The organism is Pelomonas sp. Root1237 (assembly GCF_001425055.1).
Lineage (GTDB): Bacteria > Pseudomonadota > Gammaproteobacteria > Burkholderiales > Burkholderiaceae_C > Pelomonas.
The window spans coordinates 671,604-689,824 of the sequence record NZ_LMDK01000001.1 but is presented as its reverse complement, the minus strand read 5'-3'; the positions used below and the strand labels follow the sequence as shown (position 1 = coordinate 689,824).

Sequence of the window (18,221 nt, the reverse complement as noted above, 5' to 3'; positions counted from 1 at the left end):
CAATGCGCTGATGGCGACAAGCAAGAGCATCTACACCTGCACCGAATGCGGCGGCACCAACGCCAAATGGCTGGGCAAATGCCCGCACTGCGGCGCCTGGAACACGCTGACCGAGGGCATCGCCGAGCCCACCGGCGGCGTCAAGAACCGCTACCAGTCGCTGGCCAAGAGCCAGCCGGTGGCCACGCTCTCCGAGATCGAGGCCAGCGACTTCGAGCGCACGCCCACGGGCCAGGAAGAGCTGGACCGGGTGCTGGGCGGAGGCATCGTCGCCGGCGGCGTCGTGCTGATCGGCGGCGATCCGGGCATCGGCAAGTCGACGCTGCTGCTGCAGGCGGTTGAGTCGTTGTCGCAAACCGTGAAAGTCCTGTACGTGACCGGCGAGGAAAGCGGCGCCCAGGTCGCGATGCGCTCGCGGCGCCTGGGCCTGTCGGGCGCCAAGGTGCGCGTGCTGGCCGAGATCAGCCTGGAGCGCATCCTCGCCACCATCGACGTCGAGGAGCCCGACTTCTGCGTCATCGACTCCATCCAGACGCTGTACTCCGAGCAGCTCTCTTCAGCGCCCGGCTCCGTCGCCCAGGTGCGCGAATGCGCGGCCCAGCTCACACGCACGGCCAAGGCGCGCGGCTGTGCCATCGTGCTGGTGGGTCATGTGACCAAGGAAGGTGCGCTGGCCGGCCCGCGTGTGCTGGAGCACATCGTCGACACGGTGCTGTATTTCGAGGGCGACACGCACAGCAGCTTCCGCCTGGTGCGCGCCATCAAGAACCGCTTCGGCGCGGTCAACGAGATCGGCGTGTTCGCGATGACGGAGAAGGGGCTCAAGGGCGTCACCAACCCGAGCGCCATCTTCCTGTCCACCCACGCCGAGCCCGTGCCGGGCAGCTGCGTGCTGGTGACGCTGGAAGGCACGCGGCCGCTGCTGGTCGAGCTGCAGGCACTGGTGGACAGCGGCGGTGTCAGCCCGCGGCGGTTGTCGGTGGGCCTGGACCGTGACCGCCTCGCGATGCTGCTGGCCGTGCTGCACCGGCATGCGGGCGTGGCCACCGGCGACCAGGACGTGTTCGTCAACGCCGTCGGCGGCGTGCGCATCAGCGAGCCGGCGGCCGACCTGGCCGTGCTGCTGGCCATCCAGAGTTCGCTGCGCGGCAAGGCCCTGCCGCGTGGCTTCATCGCCTTTGGCGAGGTCGGCCTGGCCGGCGAGGTTCGCCCCGCGCCGCGCGGCCAGGAGCGCCTCAAGGAGGCCGCCAAGCTGGGCTTCAGCGTCGCCGTCGTGCCCAAGGCGAATGCGCCCAAGAAGGCCATCGAGGGGCTGACCATCCATGCCGTCGAGCGGGTGGAGCAAGCCATCGAGGTCTTGCGCGGGCTCATTTGAAACTGAGACAACAGGTTTCCATGGTGCACGCCACGCCAAAGTCTGCTTAGGATCGGGGCCTCGCACCGGAGGACCCCGTTCATGTCAGATCCCGCCAATCTCAGGCAGCACGCCCGCACCGATTTCCTGGCCGCCCAGCACGATGCCGACTCCCTGCCCGGTTGGGTCTTCAAGCCGGTGCAGTTCAGCCAGGGGCCGGCCGGCCTGGTGCTGAACATGAGCGACGGCGGCCTGCAGGTGCTGACCAGCGCGGCCGAGCCGCTGACCGAGGACAAATACGAGGTCGTGCTGCTGCTGGGCCGCGCCGACGTGGACAGCGACGATGAGCAGGTGTCCTGGTTCAACGGCGTCGTCGAGCGCAAATGGTCGCGGCCCGTGCCACGCATGGGCATCCTGCACGGCATGTGCTTCACCGCGCGCAACTCGACGGCCGAACAGTTCCTGAACGGCCACAAGGACGCGCTCGAATCGGGGCAATGGGTGCGCTGCGTGCTGCTCAAAGTAACCAAGTAGGACGGATATGGAGCACTGCGGCCGCCTGCTCGACCACGTGCATCTGCGCGTGAGCGACCTGGCGGCCAGCCGGCGCTTCTACCGTGCGGCGCTGGACGCCATCGGGCGGCTCGAGGCCTTCGGCGAAGCAGAGGGCTGCTTCTACGCCGACGAGTTCTACGTCGACAAGGCCGATGGCCGCGTGTCACATGTGCATCTGGCCTTCCAGGCCCACAGCGAGGATGAGGTCCGGCGCTTCCATGCGATGACGCTGTCCGCCGGCGGCCGCGATCACGGCACCCCGGGGCCGCGCCATTACCACCCGGGCTATTACGCCGCCTTCGTGCTGGACCCCGACGGCAACAACATCGAGGCTGTCTACCATGGGCCGACGCAACGCTCGGCCGACAGCGTCGAGGTGACCCGCCTGCCGCTAGCGGCCTGACGGCGTGGCAGGATGTGCGCCATGAGCGCACTGCCCGAGCCCCCCTACTACGCCGTCATCTTCACCAGCCAGCGCACGCCCGTTGACGGCGGCTATGGCGACATGGCTGACCGCATGGTGGCCCTGGCTTCCGAGCAGCCGGGTTATCTGGGCGTGGAGAGCACCCGCGGCGAGGATGGCCTGGGCATCACGGTCTCCTACTGGCGCAGCCCCGAGGACATTGCCGCCTGGCGCCGCAACGCCGAGCACAAGATCGCCCGCGACACCGGCCGCAGCGATTGGTACCAGCACTACACGCTGCGCGTGGCCAAGGTCGAGCGCGCCTATGCCTGGCAACGCGACGATGGGCTGAAGGACCCGCAAGCATGAATCCGTGGATCGGTGTTGGCCTGGCGCTGGTGGCTCTCATTGGTGGCGGGGCGCTGCTCGGCTGGCAGGGCGTCATCTTCGCGACGACGGGCATCGTCTTCTGGCTGCTGTTGCAGATCTCGCGGCTGATGCGGGTCATGAAGGTGGCCGGCGCGGCCCCGCTGGGCTCGGTGGCCAATGCGGTCATGCTGAACAGCAAACTGCACGCCGGCATGAAGCTGGTGGACCTGATCGGCCTGGCCGGCAGCTTGGGGCAAAAGCAGGCGCCGGAGACCTTTGTCTGGCGCGACGCCGGCGGCGACGCCGTCGAAGTCAAGCTGGTGAAAGGCAAGCTCGTCGAGTGGCGGCTGATCCGCGCAGCCCAAGCTTCGTAAAATCGCCCGCTTTCACCCCGCACGCACTGGAGTAACGATGGTTCCCGCCCCCCTGCATGACCGCGACGGCAAGATCTGGATGGACGGCGAGCTCGTCGACTGGCGCGACGCCAAGATCCACGTGCTGACCCACACCCTGCATTACGGCTGCGGCGCCTTCGAGGGCGTGCGCGCCTATGACACGGTCAACGGCACCGCCATCTTCCGCCTGCAGGAGCACACCCAGCGCCTGTTCAACAGCGGCAAGATCCTGCGCATGAAGATCCCCTTCTCGGTGGAGCAGGTCAACGAGGCCCAGCGCGAGGTGGTCAAGGCCAACGGCCTGAAGAGCGCCTACATCCGCCCGCTGATCTGGATCGGCTCCGAGAAGCTGGGCGTCAGCCCCAAGGGCAACCAGGTGCACCTGATGGTGGCCGCCTGGAGCTGGGGCGCCTACCTCGGCGAGGAAGGCATGAAGCGCGGCATCCGCGTCAAGACCAGCTCCTACACACGCCACCACGTCAACATCACGATGACGCAGGCCAAGACGGTGTCCAACTACACCAACTCCATCCTGGCCAACATGGAAGCCACCGACGACGGCTACGACGAGGCCCTGCTGCTGGACGCCTCCGGCTTCGTGTCCGAAGGCGCCGGCGAGAACCTGTTCGTCATCAAGGGCGGCGTCGTCTACACGCCCGACCTGTCGGCCGGCGCGCTCAACGGCATCACCCGCAACACCATCTTCGCGATCTGCCAGGACCTGGGCCTCAAGCTGGTCGAGAAGCGCATCACCCGCGACGAGGTCTATATCTGCGACGAGGCCTTCTTCACCGGCACCGCCGCTGAAGTGACGCCCATCCGTGAGCTGGACCGTGTCGAGATTGGTTCGGGGTCGCGGGGTCCCATCACCGAAAAGATCCAGTCGGCCTTCTTCGACATCGTCAACGGCCGCAACCCCAAGTACGCCGAGTGGCTGACCGCGGTCTGAGAGCAAACAACATGAGCACCACCACCACGCCCGCCGCCACTGTCGAAGTGACCGCCAAGGACTGCAACGACAACGGCACGGTCTTCTGCCCCAACCCCAAGATGCCGCTGTGGAGCGCGCATCCCAAGGTCTTCATCGACCTGACCCATGGCGGCCAGGGCCAGTGCCCTTACTGCGGCACGGCCTACAAGCTCAAGGCCGGCGAGGTCCTCTCCAGCGGACACTAACGCGCCAACGCGGCCGCCCTGCGGCTGCCGCGCCGCTGGGTGTCCAGATCAGCCTCCAGCGCGCGCTCCGTCGCCGACAGCGGCTTCACGACCCCAAGAGCCAGCGCACCCTGGTCGAGGTTCTGACCCCAGGTCAGGCCGGCCCGCAGTGGCACTGGTGCGGCCAGGCCGTCGGTGAAACCGGCGGGCAGCCAGGGCATGGTTTGGGACAGCACCAGCGCCACGCGCGACTTGATGGCGGCATCACCCACGCGGCCGCGCTGGCCCCAGGTCACGACCTGGTCTGCGCTCGCTCCGCTCAGGAATTGCGGCGTCACCGCGACATCGCGCAGCACGCCGTGGCGCAGCTGCATCAGCGCCTCCTCGGCCAGCATCGCCGCATCCTCGCGCGGCACGCTCTGGCCGCTGGGCCAGGAATAGCTGTAGTCGTCGGTGACGCGGTCGCTGCTGAAGAAACGCACGATGTCGGCCGGCTGGTAGGCGCGCTGCACCGCCGTGGACGCCACGCCGAAAAACTGCACGCGGCCCAGGTCGACCATCTCCTGTGAATAGAACGGCAGTTGCGTGCGCAGCTGTTCGGACGCAGTGTTGGCGGGAATGGCCTCGTAGACGCGCAAGCCGCTGTTGAGCAGCAGGTGCACGCGGGGCGGCAGGAAGTCGTTGGCGTGCGTCAGCTCGTGGTACAGCAGGCGGCCGAGTGCCGGAATCAACGCGGCGCTGTCGCGTGAGCCGCGTGCCAGCACGGACGGGCGCCCACCGGCCGACTGATTGCCCTGCACATAGCGCCACAGCATCGCGTAGGCGAGGTCTAGCCCATAGTCACTGCGCGGGTCGGGCGCTTCGCTGACGCTGTCGCGCTCGGCAGGCGTCTGCCAGAGGTAGTCGGCATCGAGATAGATGGCGCCGGTGGCGCTCCAGTAGAAGGCCGGCCGCACCCGGCCGCCGATGACGATGGCCGTGGTGGCGTTGAGCAAGCGGCGGAAGTCGCCATTCACGTCCTGCTCGCGCAGGAAGGCCTCGAAACGCTGGCCCATCCAGTCGTTGGACACCAGCACGCGGGCCATCACCTGCTCCACGGTGGGCAGCTCGCCGCGCGTCTCGGTGCCGAGCAGCGGCAGGCGGCCCAGCGTGCAGAGCGTGGCATTGGTCAGGGCGGGCGTGTAGATGCAGTCGCGCAATTCGGCCGCGTGTGCGCCGCCTGCCACATAGGGGTAGGCGCGCGAGGACAGGTTGCCAGCGCCGAAAAGCGGCGACGCCACGGCGGGCGGTGAGGCCTGCACGAGCAGGCTGAAATCCTGGCTGAGGCTGCGCCCATCGGCCAGCGTGGCCTCGGCGCGCAGGCGCAGCAGGCTGTCTTCGGCCACCGCAGGCGCGGTAAAGATGACGCGCCATTGGCTTGCATCGCCCAGGTTCACGTCCGGGCCGTCGACGCGGCTCCAGCGCACGCGCGCCAGCGGGTAGTCGGCCACGGCCAGCCCCTCGACCCAGGCGCGCAACGACGTCTGGCCGCCCGCCCACACCGACGGTTCGCCGCGGATCACCATCGGCGTCGCGTCGGGTGCCGTGGCGTTGAGCTCGGCTTGGCCGCTGTAGCTCGCCCCCTTGGCGTCGGTGAAGTCCACACTGAACGTGAAACGGCCCGCCGCAGCCGGTGCGACGCTGAGGGCCTGCGAACGCGCCGAACCGAGGGCCTGCGCGGCGCCATCGGTCTGGCGCCACTGCACCGTGTCCAGCCGCGAGCCGGGGCAGGCAAGCACCGCCAGCTCCTGGTTGTGCCCCGCACCGGCTGCGGCGGGCAGAGCCAGGCGCGCGACGGAGCCGCTCAGGCATTGGGCCCCGAGGGGTGGCACGGTGACCGGCCCGGGCGCTGGCGCGGCATCACCGCCACCGCCACCGCAGGCCACCAGCAACAGACAAAGGAACAGGGACGCAACGGCTTTCAGCGAAAACATCGGTTGGGATCAGGCAGCGGTTGGGGCGGGGTCAATGTAGCGCCGTCCGACTTCCTACAATCGCGCCATGCCCCGCTCCGCCGCCCAGACCGCCGCCCTGCTTGCCTCGCCCGACGACACCGAGGCCCAGTTCTACGAGGCGCTGCAGCACGCCGACCTGGATCACCTGATGGCCCTGTGGGCCGATGACGAGGAAGTGGCCTGCGTCCACCCGGGCGGCCCGCGCATCGTCGGCCTGCCTGCCATTCGCGCCGCCTTCGAAGCGGTGTTCCAGCGCGGCGCGGTCAGCGTCCACCCCGAGCGCGTGCGCCGACTGCACAGCGGCGATTGCGCCATCCACCATGTGCTGGAGCGCGTGCAGTTGCATGGCGAGGCCCAGCAGGCTTGGGTCATCGCGACCAATGTCTATCTGAAGACGGCGCTCGGCTGGCGCCTGGTGCTGCACCACGCCAGCCCCGGCAATGCGGGCGATGTCCAGGAGCTCGTCGCCGACGCCGGCACGCTTCACTAGGAGTCGGCGCATGCAGTACCGCGCGCCCCGCTGGCTGCCCGGCGGCCACGCCCAGACCATCTGGCCCGCCCTCTTCAGCCGCCAACACGACGGCCCGCCGCCGAACTGGACGCGCGAGCGCTGGGACACACCGGACGGCGACTTCATTGATGTCGACTTCCTGGCTGGTGGTGAGCCGCCCGCACGCGAGTACGCGTCCGCCCCCCCGGGGGGGCCAAGTCGGTCTTGGGAGCGGCCCGGCGACCGACTTGGGCGCCCGCCGGAGACGCCGCTGCTGGTGTTGTTCCACGGCCTGGAGGGCGACCGCACCAGCCACTCCAGCGTCGCCTTCGCCAGCGTCGCCCGCGCACGCGGTTGGGCCATGGCCCTGCCCCACTTCCGCGGCTGCTCGGGTGAACTGAACCGCGGCCCGCGCGCCTACCACTCGGGCGACTTCGAGGAGGTCGGCTGGATATTGCAGCGCCTGCGCGAGCGCCATGGCAGCAAGCTCCTCGTCGCGGGCGTGTCCCTGGGCGGCAATGCACTGATGCGCTGGGCGGAGGAAGCCGGCCACAGCGCCGCCCAGGTCGCCCAGGCGGTCTGCTCGATCTGCTCGCCCATCGACCTCGCCGCCGCTGGCGCGGCCATCGACCGCGGCTTCAACAGGCAGGTCTATGCGCGCCGCTTCCTGCGCACCATGATTCCCAAGGCCCTGCGCAAGCTGCAGCAGCATCCGGGCCTGTTCGATGGCGAGCGGCTCAAGCGCGCGTCGACCATCTACGAGTTCGACAACCTGTTCACCGCGCCGCTGCACGGCTTCAGGAACACCGAGGACTACTGGACCCGCGCGGCCGCCAAACCGCACCTGCACCGCATCCGCATCCCGGCCCTGGTGCTGAACGCCCGCAACGACCCTTTCGTGCCCGGGGGCAGCCTGCCACACGCCGCCGAGGTGGGTGCCCATGTGACACTCTGGCAGCCCGGCCACGGCGGCCATGTCGGCTTCCCCGCCGGCCGCCTGCCGGGGCATCTGCTGACCATGCCGGAGCAGGTCTGCGACTGGCTCTGGAAGCAACGCTGAAGGAGGTCTTGCATGGACCCCATCGTCGAAGCGGCCCTCAAGAAGTGGCCCAACGTCCCGCACTGCTACGGCTGGCTGGCGCTGGACGCCCGTGGTGATTGGTATATGCGCGACGAACGCATCCAGCACGCCGGCCCCTTCCCCGAGGTCAAAGGCAGCCGCATCAACCACGACAAGCTGCGCGCCTTCATCGAGCGCAACTACGCGGCCGACGCGGCTGGCTGCTGGTTCTTCCAGAACGGGCCGCAGCGGGTCTATGTGGAGCTGGAGTCAACGCCGTGGATCTGGCGGCTGCAGCCCGATGGCCGGGTGCTGAGCCACACCGGCGCCGAGGCCATCGTGCAATCCAGCTGGCTGGACGAGGAAGGGCGCCTCTACCTGCTCACCGACCTCGGTCTGGGCCTGGTACACACGGCCGACATGGGTCCGGCGGCCGACGCCGTCGAGCAGGGCCGCTGGACGCCACAGGAGTTCCTGTCGGGCGAGCTGCCGGAGCGCTTCGGCTTCGTGCGCCGCCCTGGCGCCTGAGCCGGAAACGACGAGGGCTGCCGAAGCAGCCCTTGGCGGGATTCAAGCCGAAGCTTTACTGCGCGGCCGAAGCAGCCGGCGCGGCCATCTTGGGCTCGTCGAACTTGGCGCCACCCTGGTTGGCCATGTAGACGACGGCACGGGAGACTTCGAAGTCGCTGAAGTCGCCGCCGCCCTGCGGGCCCATATTGCCCTTGCCCTTGAGCGCCGAATGCACCAGCGTGTCGAAGCCACTCTTGATGCGCGGGCCCCAGGCCGACGCGTCGCCCAGCTTGGGTGCGCCGGCGGCGCCGGTGGCGTGGCAGGCCGAGCACTGGGCCTGGAAGACCTGCTCGCCCGTCTTCATGGTGGCGGCGTCGTTGACGTCCTTGACCTCGACGTGAGCGACCGGCGCAATGCGCGCGGCAATGGCCTGGGCCTCGAAGGCAGCCGTGCCGGCCGCCGGCTTGGTGTCGGTGGTGACGTAATTGGCCAGCAGGATGATGACGATGACCGGCACCACGAAGGCGAACAGCACGGCCCAGGCGAGTTGCTTGGGGGTCTTGATCGGCCCGGTGTGGGCGTCGTCGTGGTCGTGATCGTGGCTGGCGCTCATGAATTCCTCTTGTCGATCTTCGTCGGTCGGGTCTCGCTTCATGCCGGGCTGGGTGCGCGACACGAAAAACCGCCGAATTATAGGCAGGCCCCGACGCTGCCCCGGGGCCTTGGTACCCCGCTGCTAGAATGCACGGCTTCGCGCCCGTAGCTCAATGGATAGAGTACTGCCCTCCGAAGGCAGGGGTTGTTGGTTCGATCCCAACCGGGCGCACCAAAAGTCTCAAGCACCTTGCAGTAATGCCAGGTGCTTTTTTGTTGGGCGACGAATGGGGAGGTGCCTCAGAGCTTCAGATGCCCATGCACACCCTCGTCAACGCGCTGGGCCGTGATGGCGCCGAACAACAGCTTGAGGCCGGCGATGGCGCTGCCGTGGCGGTTGTCCCAGTATTCGCCGCTGAGCGCGTCGACGCGCAGTAAGCAGATGCGGGGATCGTCCTCGCCTTGCGTGAACCAGGCCCGCAGCTTGGGACTCCAGAGCCGGTGGATGGTGGCCTTGTCAGTGACCTGCTCGACGCTGCCGTCGAGCTTGAGGTGGCCGCCGTTGTCCCCCTCCTTGAAGAACAGCGTGACGCGCGGATCGCGGTCGAGTTCGATGTTCTTCAGGCTGTCGATCTCGCTGAAGAACCACAGGGCGCCGCTGTCGTCGACCTCGATGACGGTCATCGGTCGGGCATGCAGTTGCCGCGTGCCCATGCCGAGGGTGCAGAAGAAGCAGCTGTTGCCGGCCTTGACGAGATCGGTGATCTTCTTCGCGGCGGCCGGGCCACTGAGGTCTTCTTCGGTGCTCACGTCATTGTCCGATGGATAGCTGCGGCTGTCGTCGTCGTGCATGTCGGCTCCTTGGCATTGACTGATCCTGCAGCCTAGACAGCAGGAGGCTGGCGGGTTGTCGGCCGGCGCCACGCGCCGCTGTCGGAAGCTGCCGGCCGCCGGTTCTCCTACAGCAGCTTCGTCCTCGGCTGACGCTGTCGGCATGTACCGCCGCCTAGATTGGGCGTTAGTCCGGTGGTGCCGTTGCGCATGCCGGCTTCAGCCGTCCGCCTCAACCCGTCAAGGAGCCCCCATGCGCACCGCCCAGAAATTCATGAGCGTCACCCTGATGCTTGCCAGTGCCGCCTTTGCCGGCCAGGCCCACGCCCGCTCGGACAAGGCCTTCATGAAGGAGGCAGCTCACGCCGGCGCGGCCGAGATCGAGGCCAGCAAGCTCGCACAGTCCAAGGCCAAGAATGCCGATGTGAAGTCCTTCGCCGATTCGATGATCACCGACCACGCCAAGGTGGCCGATGAGCTCAAGGCCCTGGCTGCCAGCAAGAACGTCACGCTGCCCGACGGCCCTTCCGTCAAGCAGAAGGCCGAGATCAAGCTCATCGATGCCGGCGACAACGACAAGTTCGACGAACGCTACGCCAAGACCTTCGGCGTGAAGGCCCATCAGAACACGATCAAGCTCTTCCAGGACGCCGCCCAGAATGCCAAGGACCCCGAGATCAAGGCCTGGGCCGAAAGGACCCTGCCCGGCCTGAGGCACCACCTGGAGATGGCCCAGGCGCTCAGCGTTGCGCCCAAGAAGTAACGCGTCCATTTGCCGCTGCTGAGTGAGGTGCCCATGCCACTCCCTGCTTTGACATCCTGTCGATGCGCATTGACGCTCGCGGCCGTGGTCACCATGGCGCCGCTGGCGGCCTGCCGCTCCGAGCAGCAGCCGCTGCCGTCGGCCAACGCCACCACCTCGCAGGCTGCGCCGCCGCCGCTGCCGCCACCGTCTTCGCCCGCCTCCTCCTCGCCGCCATCCTTCCCGCCAGCCTCAGGACCGGCGTCCGCACCGGCATCGAATCCCGTGCGCTGAGCCTCAGATGGCGATGTGGCGCGTGAGCCCGTCCACCAGCGCCTCGAAGACGACTCGGCAGGGCGTGTTCTGGCGCAGGTCCTCGTGCATGGCGACCCAGGTCTCCAGCGGCCAGGCGAACTGGTCGGCCAGCACGCGCTCCAGCACGGGCGCACGCCGCGCCAGTGCGACCTGACACGTGCCGATGCCGGCGCCAGCGCGAACCAGTGCGAGCTGGGCGAGATCGGAATCGCTGCGCAGCGCAAAGCTGTCGCGGCTGATGCCGCCCAGGCGCTTGGACCCGGCGCGGATGAAGGGCGTCACGGTGTCGAAGCCGATCAGCGTGTGGCCCTGCAGTTCTGCCAGCGTCGCCGGCCGGCCGTGGCGGTCGAGGTAGTCGGTGCGCGCATGCAGGCCCAGCTCAATGCTGCCGATGCGGCGCGCGATCAGCTGGCCCTGTTCGGGCGGCGTCATGCGCACGGCGATGTCGGCTTCGCGGCGCAACAGGTCCTGCAGCTGGTTGCTCAGGGCCAGTTCCAGGACCAGCCCGGGATGAGCCTCGCGCAGCGCAGCAAACACGCCTGCCAGCACCTCGGCCCCGATGATCTCGCTGGCCGTCACCCGCACCGTGCCCCTCACTTCGCTACCGCGCGCCGTCGCCGCCCGTTGCAGCGCGGCCGCCGCGGCTTCCATCTGCTCGGCGTGGCCGCGCAGGGCCAGCGCCGCTTCGGTGGCCAGCAGGCCGGTGGGCGAGCGGGTGAAGAGGGGCTGGCCAAGCGCCTGCTCCAGCGCGGCGACATGGCGCCCGACGGTGGGCTGCGTCAACCCCAGCGCCCGCGCCGCGCCCGACAGCGAACCCTCGCGCAGCACGCCGAGAAAGGTGTGCAGCAGGTCCCAGGGCAGTGTCGAAGCCATGCATAAATGTATATCCATGACACTACCTTCAGCAATTCCCAATCAAGCCGTCACTTCCCAGAATCCGTTCCATCAACTTCTGGAGAACGACATGGAAACAAGCAGCAAGACGGTCCTGGTGCTCGGCGCGAGTGGCGGCATTGGCGGCGAGGTGGCACGCCAGTTGCGCGACACGGGCTGGGTGGTCAGGGGGCTCAAGCGTGACCTCCCGACGGCGCACGCGCAGAGTGACGGCATCCAATGGCTGCGCGGCGATGCGCTGAACGCGGCCGACGTGCTCGCTGCCGCCCAGGGCTGCGACGTCATCGTTCATGCCGTCAACCCGCCGGGCTACCGCGACTGGGACCGCCTCGTGCTGCCGATGCTGGAGCACAGCATCGCCGCCGCCCGCGCCCTGGGTGCGACGCTGCTGCTGCCTGGCACGGTCTACAACTACGGCCCCGATGCTTTCCCGCTGCTGCACGAGGACGCGCCGCAGCGGCCGGTGACCCGCAAGGGCGCCATCCGCGCCGAGATGGAGGCGCGGCTGCGAGCGGCCAGCGAGACGGGGCTGCGCGTCATCGTGCTGCGCGCCGGCGACTTCTTCGGTCCGCGGGTCGGCAACAACTGGTTCTCGCAAGGCCTGGTGAAGCCCGACAAGCCGGTGACGTCCATCAGCAACCCGGCCGCCGCCGGTGCTGGCCACCAATGGGCCTATCTGCCGGATGTCGCCCGCACGATGGTGGAGTTGCTGGAGCGGCGCGCGACACTGCCCGCCTTCGCCAACTTCCACATGAGCGGCCACTGGGACGCCAGCGGCCGCGAGCTGGCCGAGGCCATCCAGCGCGTCGTCGTCGCCCAGGGCGGCAAGCCGCCGCGTATCTCCGCCTTCCCCTGGTGGCTGCTGACTCTCGCTTCGCCCTTCGTCACGACCTTCAAGGAGATGCGCGAGATGCGCTATCTGTGGCGCCAGCCGGTGCGCATGGACAACAGCCGCCTCGTCGCCGCCCTGGGCCGCGAGCCCCACACGCCGCTGGATGAAGCCGTCGAGGCGTCGCTGCGCGGCCTGGGCTGCCTGCCTGCCCATTGCACCAGCAAGGGCACAGGCCAGCCGTAACATGCCCTCCAGCTCATTCGCCGGGACCTCACCATGACCTATTGCGTCGCCATGCGCCTGCGTGCGGGCCTGCTGTTCGCGTCCGACACCCGCACCAATGCGGGCGTGGATCACATCGCCAGCTTTCGCAAGATGTACCAGTTCCAGATCCCGCACCAGCGCGAGATCGTCATCCTGACCGCAGGCAACCTGGCGACGACGCAATCCGTCATCTCCGTGCTGAACCAGCGCCTGCATGGCGACGGCGAACACCTGCTCAACGTGCCCACCCTGTACGACGCCGCCGTGCTGCTGGGCCGCACGCTCAAGGAGATCGTCAACCGCGACAGCGACAACCAGCACAACGGCGTCGACTTCGGCGCCAACATGCTGCTGGGCGGCCAGATCAAAGGTGAAGGCCCGCGCCTCTTCCATGTCTACCCGCAGGGCAACTTCATCGAGGCCACCGAGGACACGCCCTACTTCCAGATCGGCGAGAGCAAATACGGCAAGCCCATCATCGACCGCGTCATCCGCTACGACACGACGGCGCTGGACGAAGCCGCCAAGTGCACCCTCGTCAGCTTCGACTCGACCATCCAGTCCAATCTGTCGGTCGGCCTGCCCATCGACATGATCATGCTGCGCGCCAACCAGTTCGAGCAGGCCATGAAGCCGCCCAACCGCATCGGCCGCGACGATCCTTATTTCCAGGCCCTGCGCACGGGCTGGAGCGCCGGGCTCAGGAAAGTCTTTGACGACCTGCCCAACGAGCCCTGGTTCGACGGCTGAGAACTCGTCGCGCCAGCCATCTCGGCGCGCGAAGGTTGACAACGGTGTCCCACTCATTCGCGGCTGTCGAGTCCTTTGACAGCGCGGCGACGGGGAAAAAGTCAAACGCAGCCAATTCAACAACTTAGGGGGCCTGGCCCGATAAATGCTCATTTCTCATCGCGAAGCCAACGCTTCGCGTGAGAGGTGACATATGAAGAAGACTTCCTGGGGCATCCAACCGCAGTGGCTTCTCGCCCTGCTCTTCCCTGCCGGCCTGGCCGCCGCAGCGCCGCTGCCGGTCTACTCGCCGACCTACCCCTCTCCCAACTCCGCCTGTGCCACCTATGGCAACGTCGTCTCCTGTTCGACGACGGTGCTGGACCACCTGGCCGCCAAGGGCTACGCGGGCTTCAACGGCCCCTACAGCTTTGCCGCCAGCCAGGGCGCACTGATCGACACCATCGTCGTCACCGCCAACAACGGCAACATCCTGAACAACGGCGACCAACTCATGCCGTCGGAGGATGGCTTCTCCACGAACAACGGCGGCACCAAGAAGTATTTCTTCACCGGCGACGGCAACGACCCGGCGAACAACGGCGGCCTGGCGGGCGATACGCCCTTCAGCTGGGACACCGGCCTGAGCACCCTCAACCAGAAGTTGACCTTCGGCGGGGCCTATCACGAGATGGCCATCGCCTTCGACTTCAACAACCCGCAGAACGACACCTCCAGCATTCCCATCTGGGCGTTGGTCACGGTGCGCGACACCGACGGTAACCTGGGCAACAAATACTTCGAGACCCAGGCGCTGGACCCCAACAACATCTTCAAGGATCCATCGCTGTATTCGTCGGACAAGACCTTCGACGGCAGCGCCATCACGACGCCCGGCGCCGCCGACTTCGCGCTGACCGTTGGCGCGATCTGCGTCGTCAACGCCACGGTCTCCTACCCCTCGCCGGATGGCAGCAACTGCCCGAACGGCGGCGACCTCGTCAAGACCAATCGCGCCTCCAACGAGGTCGAATTCATCAACTACCTGCCAACGCTGGATCTGCGGGGCCTGGAGAACCAGGGTTACGACACGATGTCGGTCCAGGTCTGGATGGGCTGCTTCAACACCGGGGTCAGGGGCTCGGGCCCGGCCTTGGAGAACGGCGGATCCGTCGGCCCCTGCGACACCGGTGGCTTTGGCGACATCTTCCTGCTGGCCGGCGCTGAATTGCCGGGCCGCCTGCCCGAGCCCGGCACCCTGGGCCTCACCGGCCTGGCCCTGCTTGGCCTGCTGAAGCGTCGTCGCTAGACCGGACCGAGCACCCGCATCGAGTAGTCGACCGCCCTGACATCCTTGGTTAGGCGGCCGATGGAGATGCGGTCCACGCCGGTCGCGGCAATCCAGCGCAGCTGATCCAATGCGACACCGCCCGAGACCTCCAGCAGCGCTTGAGCCGAATACGCGGCATTCACCGCCACGGCCTCGCGCATCTGCGCTTCGCTGAAGTTGTCCAGCAGCACGCTGACGGCGCCGGCGTCCAGTGCCTCGCGCAGCTGCGCGATCGTCTCGACTTCGATCTGGATGTCCACACCCGCATTCAGCCCCTGCGCTGCACGCAAGGCAGCGCCCACGCCACCCGCTGCGGCGATGTGGTTTTCCTTGATAAGGATGCCGGCATAAAGCGCCAGCCGCTGGTTCTGCCCGCCGCCGACGCGCACCGCGTACTTCTGCGCCAGGCGCAGGCCGGGGATGGTCTTGCGTGTGTCCAGGATGGCGCAGCCCTGGGCGTTGGGACTGGCGCCGGCTACCGCGTCGACATGGGCACGCGTGATCGTCGCCGTGCCCGACAGCAGCTGCAGGAAATTCAGCGCCGGCCGCTCGGCACTGAGCAGCGCACGGCCATCGGCCTCGATGCGGCAGGCGATGCTGTCCGCCACCATCACGGCGCCTTCCTCGTACAGCCATTCAATGCGCGCCGTTGCATCCAGTGCGGCAAACACACCGTCGAACCAGTCGCGGCCACACAGCACCGCGGCCTCGCGCACGCGCACCTGGGCGGCCACGCGCTTGGCCAAGGGCACGAGCAGCGCCGTCCAGTCGCATTTGCCGATGTCCTCGGCCAAGGCCTCGTGGATATTGCGTGAGCGCGCCTGCGCCAAAGTCTCTTCGGCGGAGAACATCGTTACTCCGCCGGGCCGATGGTCAGCGTGATCTCGCCCAGGCCTTCGATGCGCCCGACGATGACGTCACCCGCCACCACGGCGCCCACGCCGGCCGGCGTGCCGGTGTAGATCAGGTCGCCCGGATGCAGGTGGTAGAGGTGGCTCAGGTTGGAGACGATCTCCGCCTGGTTCCAGATCATCTCGGCCAGGTCGCCGCGCTGCTTCTCGACGCTATTGACAGCCAGCGTGATGGCGCCCTTGTCGAGCGCGCCCAGCTCGCTCTTGCGCACGATGTCGCCGAGGATGGCCGACTGGTCGAAGCCCTTGGCGGTGTCCCAAGGCCTGCCCGCCGCCTTGGCCACCGCCTGCAGGTCGCGGCGCGTCATGTCCAGACCCGCGGCATAGCCCCAGATGGCGGCGACGGCCGCTTCGGGCGTGACCTTGAACACCGGCGCGCCGATGGCCAGCACCAGTTCCATCTCGTAGTGGTAGTTCCTGGTCTCGGTCGGATAGGGCACCGTCGAGCCCGAGGGCGTCAGTGCCGTGGCCGGCTTGGTGAAGTAGAACGGCGGCTCGCGCGTCGGGTCGGCACCCATCTCGCGGGCATGATCGGCATAGTTGCGGCCGACGCAGAAGATGCGGCTGACCGCGTAACGGGCATCCGTGCCGCGCACCGCGGCGCTGGGGATCTCGGCTGGAGGAAAGACGAAATTGCTCATGGCATGGCTTCGACATTGCAGGAACAGCGTGCAGCATACTGGCCTGCCCATCGCACTGCTGCTGCTCGCACTGATGACCGGCTGCGCGACCCGCTCGGCCGTGGCGCCGGTCGGCATCGAGCGTGACGGCCCGCTACCCAATCCGCCGTCCGACCTCGCCAAAGTACCCGACGCCGCGCCGCGCATCGAGCCCGTGCGCAGCGGCGGGCCCAACAAGCCCTATGAGGTGCAGGGCGAGCGCTACGAGCCCATCACCGGCGACAGCCCTTATGCCGACCGCGGCCTGGCCTCCTGGTACGGCCGCAAGTTCCACGGCCGGCCCACCGCCAGCGGCGAGGTCTACAACATGTATGCGATGACGGCGGCTCATCCGACGCTGCCCATCCCCAGCTATGCCCGCGTGCGCAACCCGGCCAACGGCCGCGAGGTCATCGTGCGCATCAACGACCGCGGCCCCTTCCACAAGGGCCGCATCGTCGACCTCAGCTACACGGCCGCCCTCAAGCTCGACCTGCTGCGTGGCGTGGCGCCGGTGGAGGTGCGGCGCATCACCTATGCCGAGATCCGCGCCGGCACCTTCCAGAAGCCGGCGGGCGAGCCAGTCTTTGTGCCCGACACGCCGCCCGGCGCGCCGCAGCGCGAGACAACCAGCACCGTGGCGGGCACCGGCCCGAGCGCCTGGTTGCAGTTCGGCGCCTTCGCCAAGCTGGACGGCGCTGAAAGCCTACGCCAGCGCATTGCCGAGGCCGACCTGACGCTGCTGCCGCTGCTGACCATCGTCCGCGAGGGCGGCGTGCACCGGCTGCGCGCCGGGCCCTTCCCGAGCGCCGACGAGGCGCGTGCCACCGCCGTTCGGCTGCGCGACGAGAGTGGCGTTGAATCGACGCTGGTCGAGAAGCGCTAGCGGCCTCCAGCCACATCCAGCAAGGTGCCGACCGTGTAGCTGGCCGCGTCGCTCAGCAGCCAGACGATGGCCTCGGCGATCTCCTCGGGCCGGCCCAGGCGCTGGATCGGAATGGTCGACACAGCGCTACTCGCGTCCATGCCGCTGGCCGCATGGATGTCGGTCTCGATGATGCCGGGCCGCACGCCATTGACGCGGATGCCCTCGCTGATCAGTTCGCGCCCCAGGCCTTTGGTCAGGGTGTCGATGGCGCCCTTGGTTGCGGCGTAGTCCACATAGATGCCCGCCGAACCGAACTCGGCCGCGCGCGAGCTGAGGTTGACGATCGCCCCGCCTGCGCCGCCCTGCCGGGTGCTCATGCGCCGCGCGGCCTGCTGGCAGCACAGCAGCGTGCCGATCACGTTGACGTCGAAGAGGCGGCGCCAGCGCTCGGTCGTCATCGCCTCCAGCCGCGCCGCCGGCGCCACGATGCCGGCGTTGTTGACCAGGCCTGCCAGCCGGCCACCAGCCGTGTCCAGTTGCTCGAACATGGCCGCCACCTGAACTTCGTCGGCCACGTCGGCCTGCAGGGTCAGCGCGCGCCGGCCGAGTCCGTGCAATCTGGCCGCGAGCTTGTCCGCAGCGAGGCTATCCTGGGCATAGTTGATGGCCACGTCCCAGCCGGCCTCGGCGCAACGCAGCGCCGTCGCGCTTCCAATGCCACGCGAGCCTCCGGTGATCAGTACCCAAGCCGACATGGCCGGCATTGTGGCGTTGTCGGAGAAGATGCGCGTCCGGGGACTGTGAACGCTACGGCAATAGGCTGAGTTGTGACCAGAAAGGCTGCGAGCAAGGCGCAAACCGGAGCGGGGTGGGGTACCCGGCGAGGATTTGCAACGCGGCGCGCGGCCTTTCTGGTCACAACCCTGCGGGAAGGCTCGCCGCCAGGGGCCACTCGGCGTTGCACCAC

At 68.1% G+C, this 18,221-nt stretch carries 22 protein-coding genes and 1 tRNA gene; 16 read left to right on the top strand and 7 right to left on the bottom strand.

What is annotated here, in order from left to right; all coding sequences use genetic code 11:
- The first annotated feature begins 10 nt into the window (after positions 1 to 10).
- The 7 genes from radA (at position 11) to ASC91_RS03135 (ending at position 4,252) form a co-directional block, all read left to right on the top strand.
- Complete coding sequence (gene radA / locus ASC91_RS03165; RefSeq protein WP_056191984.1) at positions 11 to 1,375, top strand: DNA repair protein RadA; 1,365 nt, start codon at positions 11 to 13, stop codon at positions 1,373 to 1,375.
- 81 nt (positions 1,376 to 1,456) lie between these two features.
- On the top strand, positions 1,457 to 1,888 hold the full coding sequence (locus ASC91_RS03160; protein WP_056191980.1) for a hypothetical protein: 432 nt from the start codon (positions 1,457 to 1,459) through the stop codon (positions 1,886 to 1,888).
- 7 nt (positions 1,889 to 1,895) lie between these two features.
- Positions 1,896 to 2,312: a VOC family protein gene (locus ASC91_RS03155; RefSeq protein WP_056191978.1), complete on the top strand. Its 417-nt coding sequence runs from the start codon at positions 1,896 to 1,898 to the stop codon at positions 2,310 to 2,312.
- A 21-nt stretch (positions 2,313 to 2,333) separates the two neighbouring features.
- Positions 2,334 to 2,681, top strand: a complete 348-nt coding sequence (locus ASC91_RS03150) for an antibiotic biosynthesis monooxygenase (protein WP_082532416.1) — start codon at positions 2,334 to 2,336, stop codon at positions 2,679 to 2,681.
- The gene (locus ASC91_RS03145; RefSeq protein ID WP_056191972.1) at positions 2,678 to 3,055 is read left to right on the top strand and encodes a hypothetical protein; all 378 of its coding nucleotides are present in this window, start codon (positions 2,678 to 2,680) and stop codon (positions 3,053 to 3,055) included. The genes ASC91_RS03150 and ASC91_RS03145 overlap by 4 nt, the downstream gene beginning before the upstream one ends.
- A 37-nt stretch (positions 3,056 to 3,092) precedes the next feature.
- Positions 3,093 to 4,025 carry a branched-chain amino acid transaminase gene (locus tag ASC91_RS03140; RefSeq protein ID WP_056191971.1) on the top strand — a complete coding sequence of 311 codons (933 nt, stop codon included), beginning with the start codon at positions 3,093 to 3,095 and terminating at the stop codon, positions 4,023 to 4,025.
- 11 nt (positions 4,026 to 4,036) lie between these two features.
- Positions 4,037 to 4,252, top strand: coding sequence for a zinc-finger domain-containing protein (locus ASC91_RS03135; protein WP_056191969.1), 216 nt, complete (start codon positions 4,037 to 4,039; stop codon positions 4,250 to 4,252).
- On the opposite strand, the gene ASC91_RS03130 is transcribed toward ASC91_RS03135, so the two are convergent.
- The gene (locus ASC91_RS03130; protein WP_056191965.1) at positions 4,249 to 6,204 is read right to left on the bottom strand and encodes a hypothetical protein; all 1,956 of its coding nucleotides are present in this window, start codon (positions 6,202 to 6,204) and stop codon (positions 4,249 to 4,251) included. The two genes, ASC91_RS03135 and ASC91_RS03130, sit on opposite strands and share 4 nt — an antisense overlap.
- A gap of 67 nt (positions 6,205 to 6,271) precedes the next feature.
- Here ASC91_RS03130 and ASC91_RS03125 point away from each other — a divergent pair, with 67 nt between their 5' ends.
- Genes ASC91_RS03125 through ASC91_RS03115 form a run of 3 tightly spaced genes read left to right on the top strand, consistent with a single transcriptional unit; the run spans position 6,272 to position 8,303 of the window.
- Entirely contained in the window at positions 6,272 to 6,715 is a 444-nt protein-coding gene (locus tag ASC91_RS03125; RefSeq protein ID WP_056191962.1) for a nuclear transport factor 2 family protein, read from the top strand.
- A 10-nt stretch (positions 6,716 to 6,725) separates the two neighbouring features.
- Entirely contained in the window at positions 6,726 to 7,775 is a 1,050-nt protein-coding gene (locus ASC91_RS03120) for a YheT family hydrolase (protein ID WP_157281059.1), read from the top strand.
- A 12-nt stretch (positions 7,776 to 7,787) separates the two neighbouring features.
- Complete coding sequence (locus tag ASC91_RS03115) at positions 7,788 to 8,303, top strand: DUF2946 family protein (protein ID WP_056191956.1); 516 nt, start codon at positions 7,788 to 7,790, stop codon at positions 8,301 to 8,303.
- A 55-nt stretch (positions 8,304 to 8,358) separates the two neighbouring features.
- On the opposite strand, the gene ASC91_RS03110 is transcribed toward ASC91_RS03115, so the two are convergent.
- Positions 8,359 to 8,898: a cytochrome c5 family protein gene (locus ASC91_RS03110; protein WP_056192630.1), complete on the bottom strand. Its 540-nt coding sequence runs from the start codon at positions 8,896 to 8,898 to the stop codon at positions 8,359 to 8,361.
- Positions 8,899 to 9,038: 140 nt separating this feature from the next.
- On the opposite strand from ASC91_RS03110, the gene ASC91_RS03105 reads away from it, so the two are divergent.
- Positions 9,039 to 9,114 (top strand) — tRNA-Arg (locus ASC91_RS03105).
- A gap of 65 nt (positions 9,115 to 9,179) precedes the next feature.
- Here ASC91_RS03105 and ASC91_RS03100 read toward each other — a convergent pair.
- Complete coding sequence (locus tag ASC91_RS03100; protein WP_056191953.1) at positions 9,180 to 9,731, bottom strand: pyridoxamine 5'-phosphate oxidase family protein; 552 nt, start codon at positions 9,729 to 9,731, stop codon at positions 9,180 to 9,182.
- Positions 9,732 to 9,963: 232 nt separating this feature from the next.
- On the opposite strand from ASC91_RS03100, the gene ASC91_RS03095 reads away from it, so the two are divergent.
- Positions 9,964 to 10,473, top strand: coding sequence for a DUF4142 domain-containing protein (locus tag ASC91_RS03095; RefSeq protein ID WP_056191952.1), 510 nt, complete (start codon positions 9,964 to 9,966; stop codon positions 10,471 to 10,473).
- 276 nt (positions 10,474 to 10,749) lie between these two features.
- Here ASC91_RS03095 and ASC91_RS03085 read toward each other — a convergent pair whose 3' ends face one another.
- Positions 10,750 to 11,640: a LysR family transcriptional regulator gene (locus tag ASC91_RS03085; RefSeq protein WP_056191947.1), complete on the bottom strand. Its 891-nt coding sequence runs from the start codon at positions 11,638 to 11,640 to the stop codon at positions 10,750 to 10,752.
- A gap of 91 nt (positions 11,641 to 11,731) precedes the next feature.
- On the opposite strand from ASC91_RS03085, the gene ASC91_RS03080 reads away from it, so the two are divergent.
- From ASC91_RS03080 to ASC91_RS03070, 3 genes are all read left to right on the top strand, one after another.
- Positions 11,732 to 12,736: an NAD-dependent epimerase/dehydratase family protein gene (locus ASC91_RS03080; RefSeq protein ID WP_056191945.1), complete on the top strand. Its 1,005-nt coding sequence runs from the start codon at positions 11,732 to 11,734 to the stop codon at positions 12,734 to 12,736.
- Between the two features lie 33 nt (positions 12,737 to 12,769).
- Positions 12,770 to 13,507: a proteasome-type protease gene (locus ASC91_RS03075; RefSeq protein ID WP_056191944.1), complete on the top strand. Its 738-nt coding sequence runs from the start codon at positions 12,770 to 12,772 to the stop codon at positions 13,505 to 13,507.
- Positions 13,508 to 13,700: 193 nt separating this feature from the next.
- Positions 13,701 to 14,795 carry a PEP-CTERM sorting domain-containing protein gene (locus tag ASC91_RS03070; protein ID WP_056191942.1) on the top strand — a complete coding sequence of 365 codons (1,095 nt, stop codon included), beginning with the start codon at positions 13,701 to 13,703 and terminating at the stop codon, positions 14,793 to 14,795.
- Here ASC91_RS03070 and nadC read toward each other — a convergent pair.
- Both nadC and ASC91_RS03060 read right to left on the bottom strand, forming a co-directional pair.
- A complete protein-coding gene (gene nadC / locus ASC91_RS03065) occupies positions 14,792 to 15,667 on the bottom strand; it encodes a carboxylating nicotinate-nucleotide diphosphorylase (protein ID WP_056191940.1) in 876 nt (291 codons plus the stop codon). The two genes, ASC91_RS03070 and nadC, sit on opposite strands and share 4 nt — an antisense overlap.
- A gap of 2 nt (positions 15,668 to 15,669) precedes the next feature.
- Complete coding sequence (locus tag ASC91_RS03060) at positions 15,670 to 16,368, bottom strand: fumarylacetoacetate hydrolase family protein (protein ID WP_056191938.1); 699 nt, start codon at positions 16,366 to 16,368, stop codon at positions 15,670 to 15,672.
- A gap of 28 nt (positions 16,369 to 16,396) precedes the next feature.
- On the opposite strand from ASC91_RS03060, the gene ASC91_RS03055 reads away from it, so the two are divergent.
- Positions 16,397 to 17,272, top strand: a complete 876-nt coding sequence (locus ASC91_RS03055; RefSeq protein WP_056191936.1) for a septal ring lytic transglycosylase RlpA family protein — start codon at positions 16,397 to 16,399, stop codon at positions 17,270 to 17,272.
- Here ASC91_RS03055 and ASC91_RS03050 read toward each other — a convergent pair.
- Positions 17,269 to 18,009, bottom strand: coding sequence for an SDR family oxidoreductase (locus tag ASC91_RS03050; RefSeq protein WP_056191934.1), 741 nt, complete (start codon positions 18,007 to 18,009; stop codon positions 17,269 to 17,271). The genes ASC91_RS03055 and ASC91_RS03050 overlap by 4 nt on opposite strands.
- Positions 18,010 to 18,221: the final 212 nt, after the last annotated feature.

What these genes read in the sequence shown, in the direction of transcription:
- ASC91_RS03160 (WP_056191980.1), top strand. Translation starts at nt 1,457, where the DNA reads ATGTCAGATCCCGCCAATCTCAGGCAGCACGCCCGCACCGATTTCCTG.
- ASC91_RS03125 (WP_056191962.1), top strand. Translation starts at nt 6,272, where the DNA reads ATGCCCCGCTCCGCCGCCCAGACCGCCGCCCTGCTTGCCTCGCCCGAC.
- nadC (WP_056191940.1), bottom strand. Translation starts at nt 15,667, where the DNA reads ATGTTCTCCGCCGAAGAGACTTTGGCGCAGGCGCGCTCACGCAATATC.
- ASC91_RS03060 (WP_056191938.1), bottom strand. Translation starts at nt 16,368, where the DNA reads ATGAGCAATTTCGTCTTTCCTCCAGCCGAGATCCCCAGCGCCGCGGTG.
- ASC91_RS03050 (WP_056191934.1), bottom strand. Translation starts at nt 18,009, where the DNA reads ATGTCGGCTTGGGTACTGATCACCGGAGGCTCGCGTGGCATTGGAAGC.
- ASC91_RS03095 (WP_056191952.1), top strand. Translation starts at nt 9,964, where the DNA reads ATGCGCACCGCCCAGAAATTCATGAGCGTCACCCTGATGCTTGCCAGT.
- ASC91_RS03155 (WP_056191978.1), top strand. Translation starts at nt 1,896, where the DNA reads ATGGAGCACTGCGGCCGCCTGCTCGACCACGTGCATCTGCGCGTGAGC.
- ASC91_RS03115 (WP_056191956.1), top strand. Translation starts at nt 7,788, where the DNA reads ATGGACCCCATCGTCGAAGCGGCCCTCAAGAAGTGGCCCAACGTCCCG.
- ASC91_RS03070 (WP_056191942.1), top strand. Translation starts at nt 13,701, where the DNA reads ATGAAGAAGACTTCCTGGGGCATCCAACCGCAGTGGCTTCTCGCCCTG.
- ASC91_RS03075 (WP_056191944.1), top strand. Translation starts at nt 12,770, where the DNA reads ATGACCTATTGCGTCGCCATGCGCCTGCGTGCGGGCCTGCTGTTCGCG.
- ASC91_RS03100 (WP_056191953.1), bottom strand. Translation starts at nt 9,731, where the DNA reads ATGCACGACGACGACAGCCGCAGCTATCCATCGGACAATGACGTGAGC.
- ASC91_RS03085 (WP_056191947.1), bottom strand. Translation starts at nt 11,640, where the DNA reads ATGGCTTCGACACTGCCCTGGGACCTGCTGCACACCTTTCTCGGCGTG.
- ASC91_RS03130 (WP_056191965.1), bottom strand. Translation starts at nt 6,204, where the DNA reads ATGTTTTCGCTGAAAGCCGTTGCGTCCCTGTTCCTTTGTCTGTTGCTG.
- ASC91_RS03135 (WP_056191969.1), top strand. Translation starts at nt 4,037, where the DNA reads ATGAGCACCACCACCACGCCCGCCGCCACTGTCGAAGTGACCGCCAAG.
- ASC91_RS03120 (WP_157281059.1), top strand. Translation starts at nt 6,726, where the DNA reads ATGCAGTACCGCGCGCCCCGCTGGCTGCCCGGCGGCCACGCCCAGACC.
- ASC91_RS03110 (WP_056192630.1), bottom strand. Translation starts at nt 8,898, where the DNA reads ATGAGCGCCAGCCACGATCACGACCACGACGACGCCCACACCGGGCCG.
- ASC91_RS03140 (WP_056191971.1), top strand. Translation starts at nt 3,093, where the DNA reads ATGGTTCCCGCCCCCCTGCATGACCGCGACGGCAAGATCTGGATGGAC.
- ASC91_RS03080 (WP_056191945.1), top strand. Translation starts at nt 11,732, where the DNA reads ATGGAAACAAGCAGCAAGACGGTCCTGGTGCTCGGCGCGAGTGGCGGC.
- ASC91_RS03145 (WP_056191972.1), top strand. Translation starts at nt 2,678, where the DNA reads ATGAATCCGTGGATCGGTGTTGGCCTGGCGCTGGTGGCTCTCATTGGT.
- ASC91_RS03150 (WP_082532416.1), top strand. Translation starts at nt 2,334, where the DNA reads ATGAGCGCACTGCCCGAGCCCCCCTACTACGCCGTCATCTTCACCAGC.
- radA (WP_056191984.1), top strand. Translation starts at nt 11, where the DNA reads ATGGCGACAAGCAAGAGCATCTACACCTGCACCGAATGCGGCGGCACC.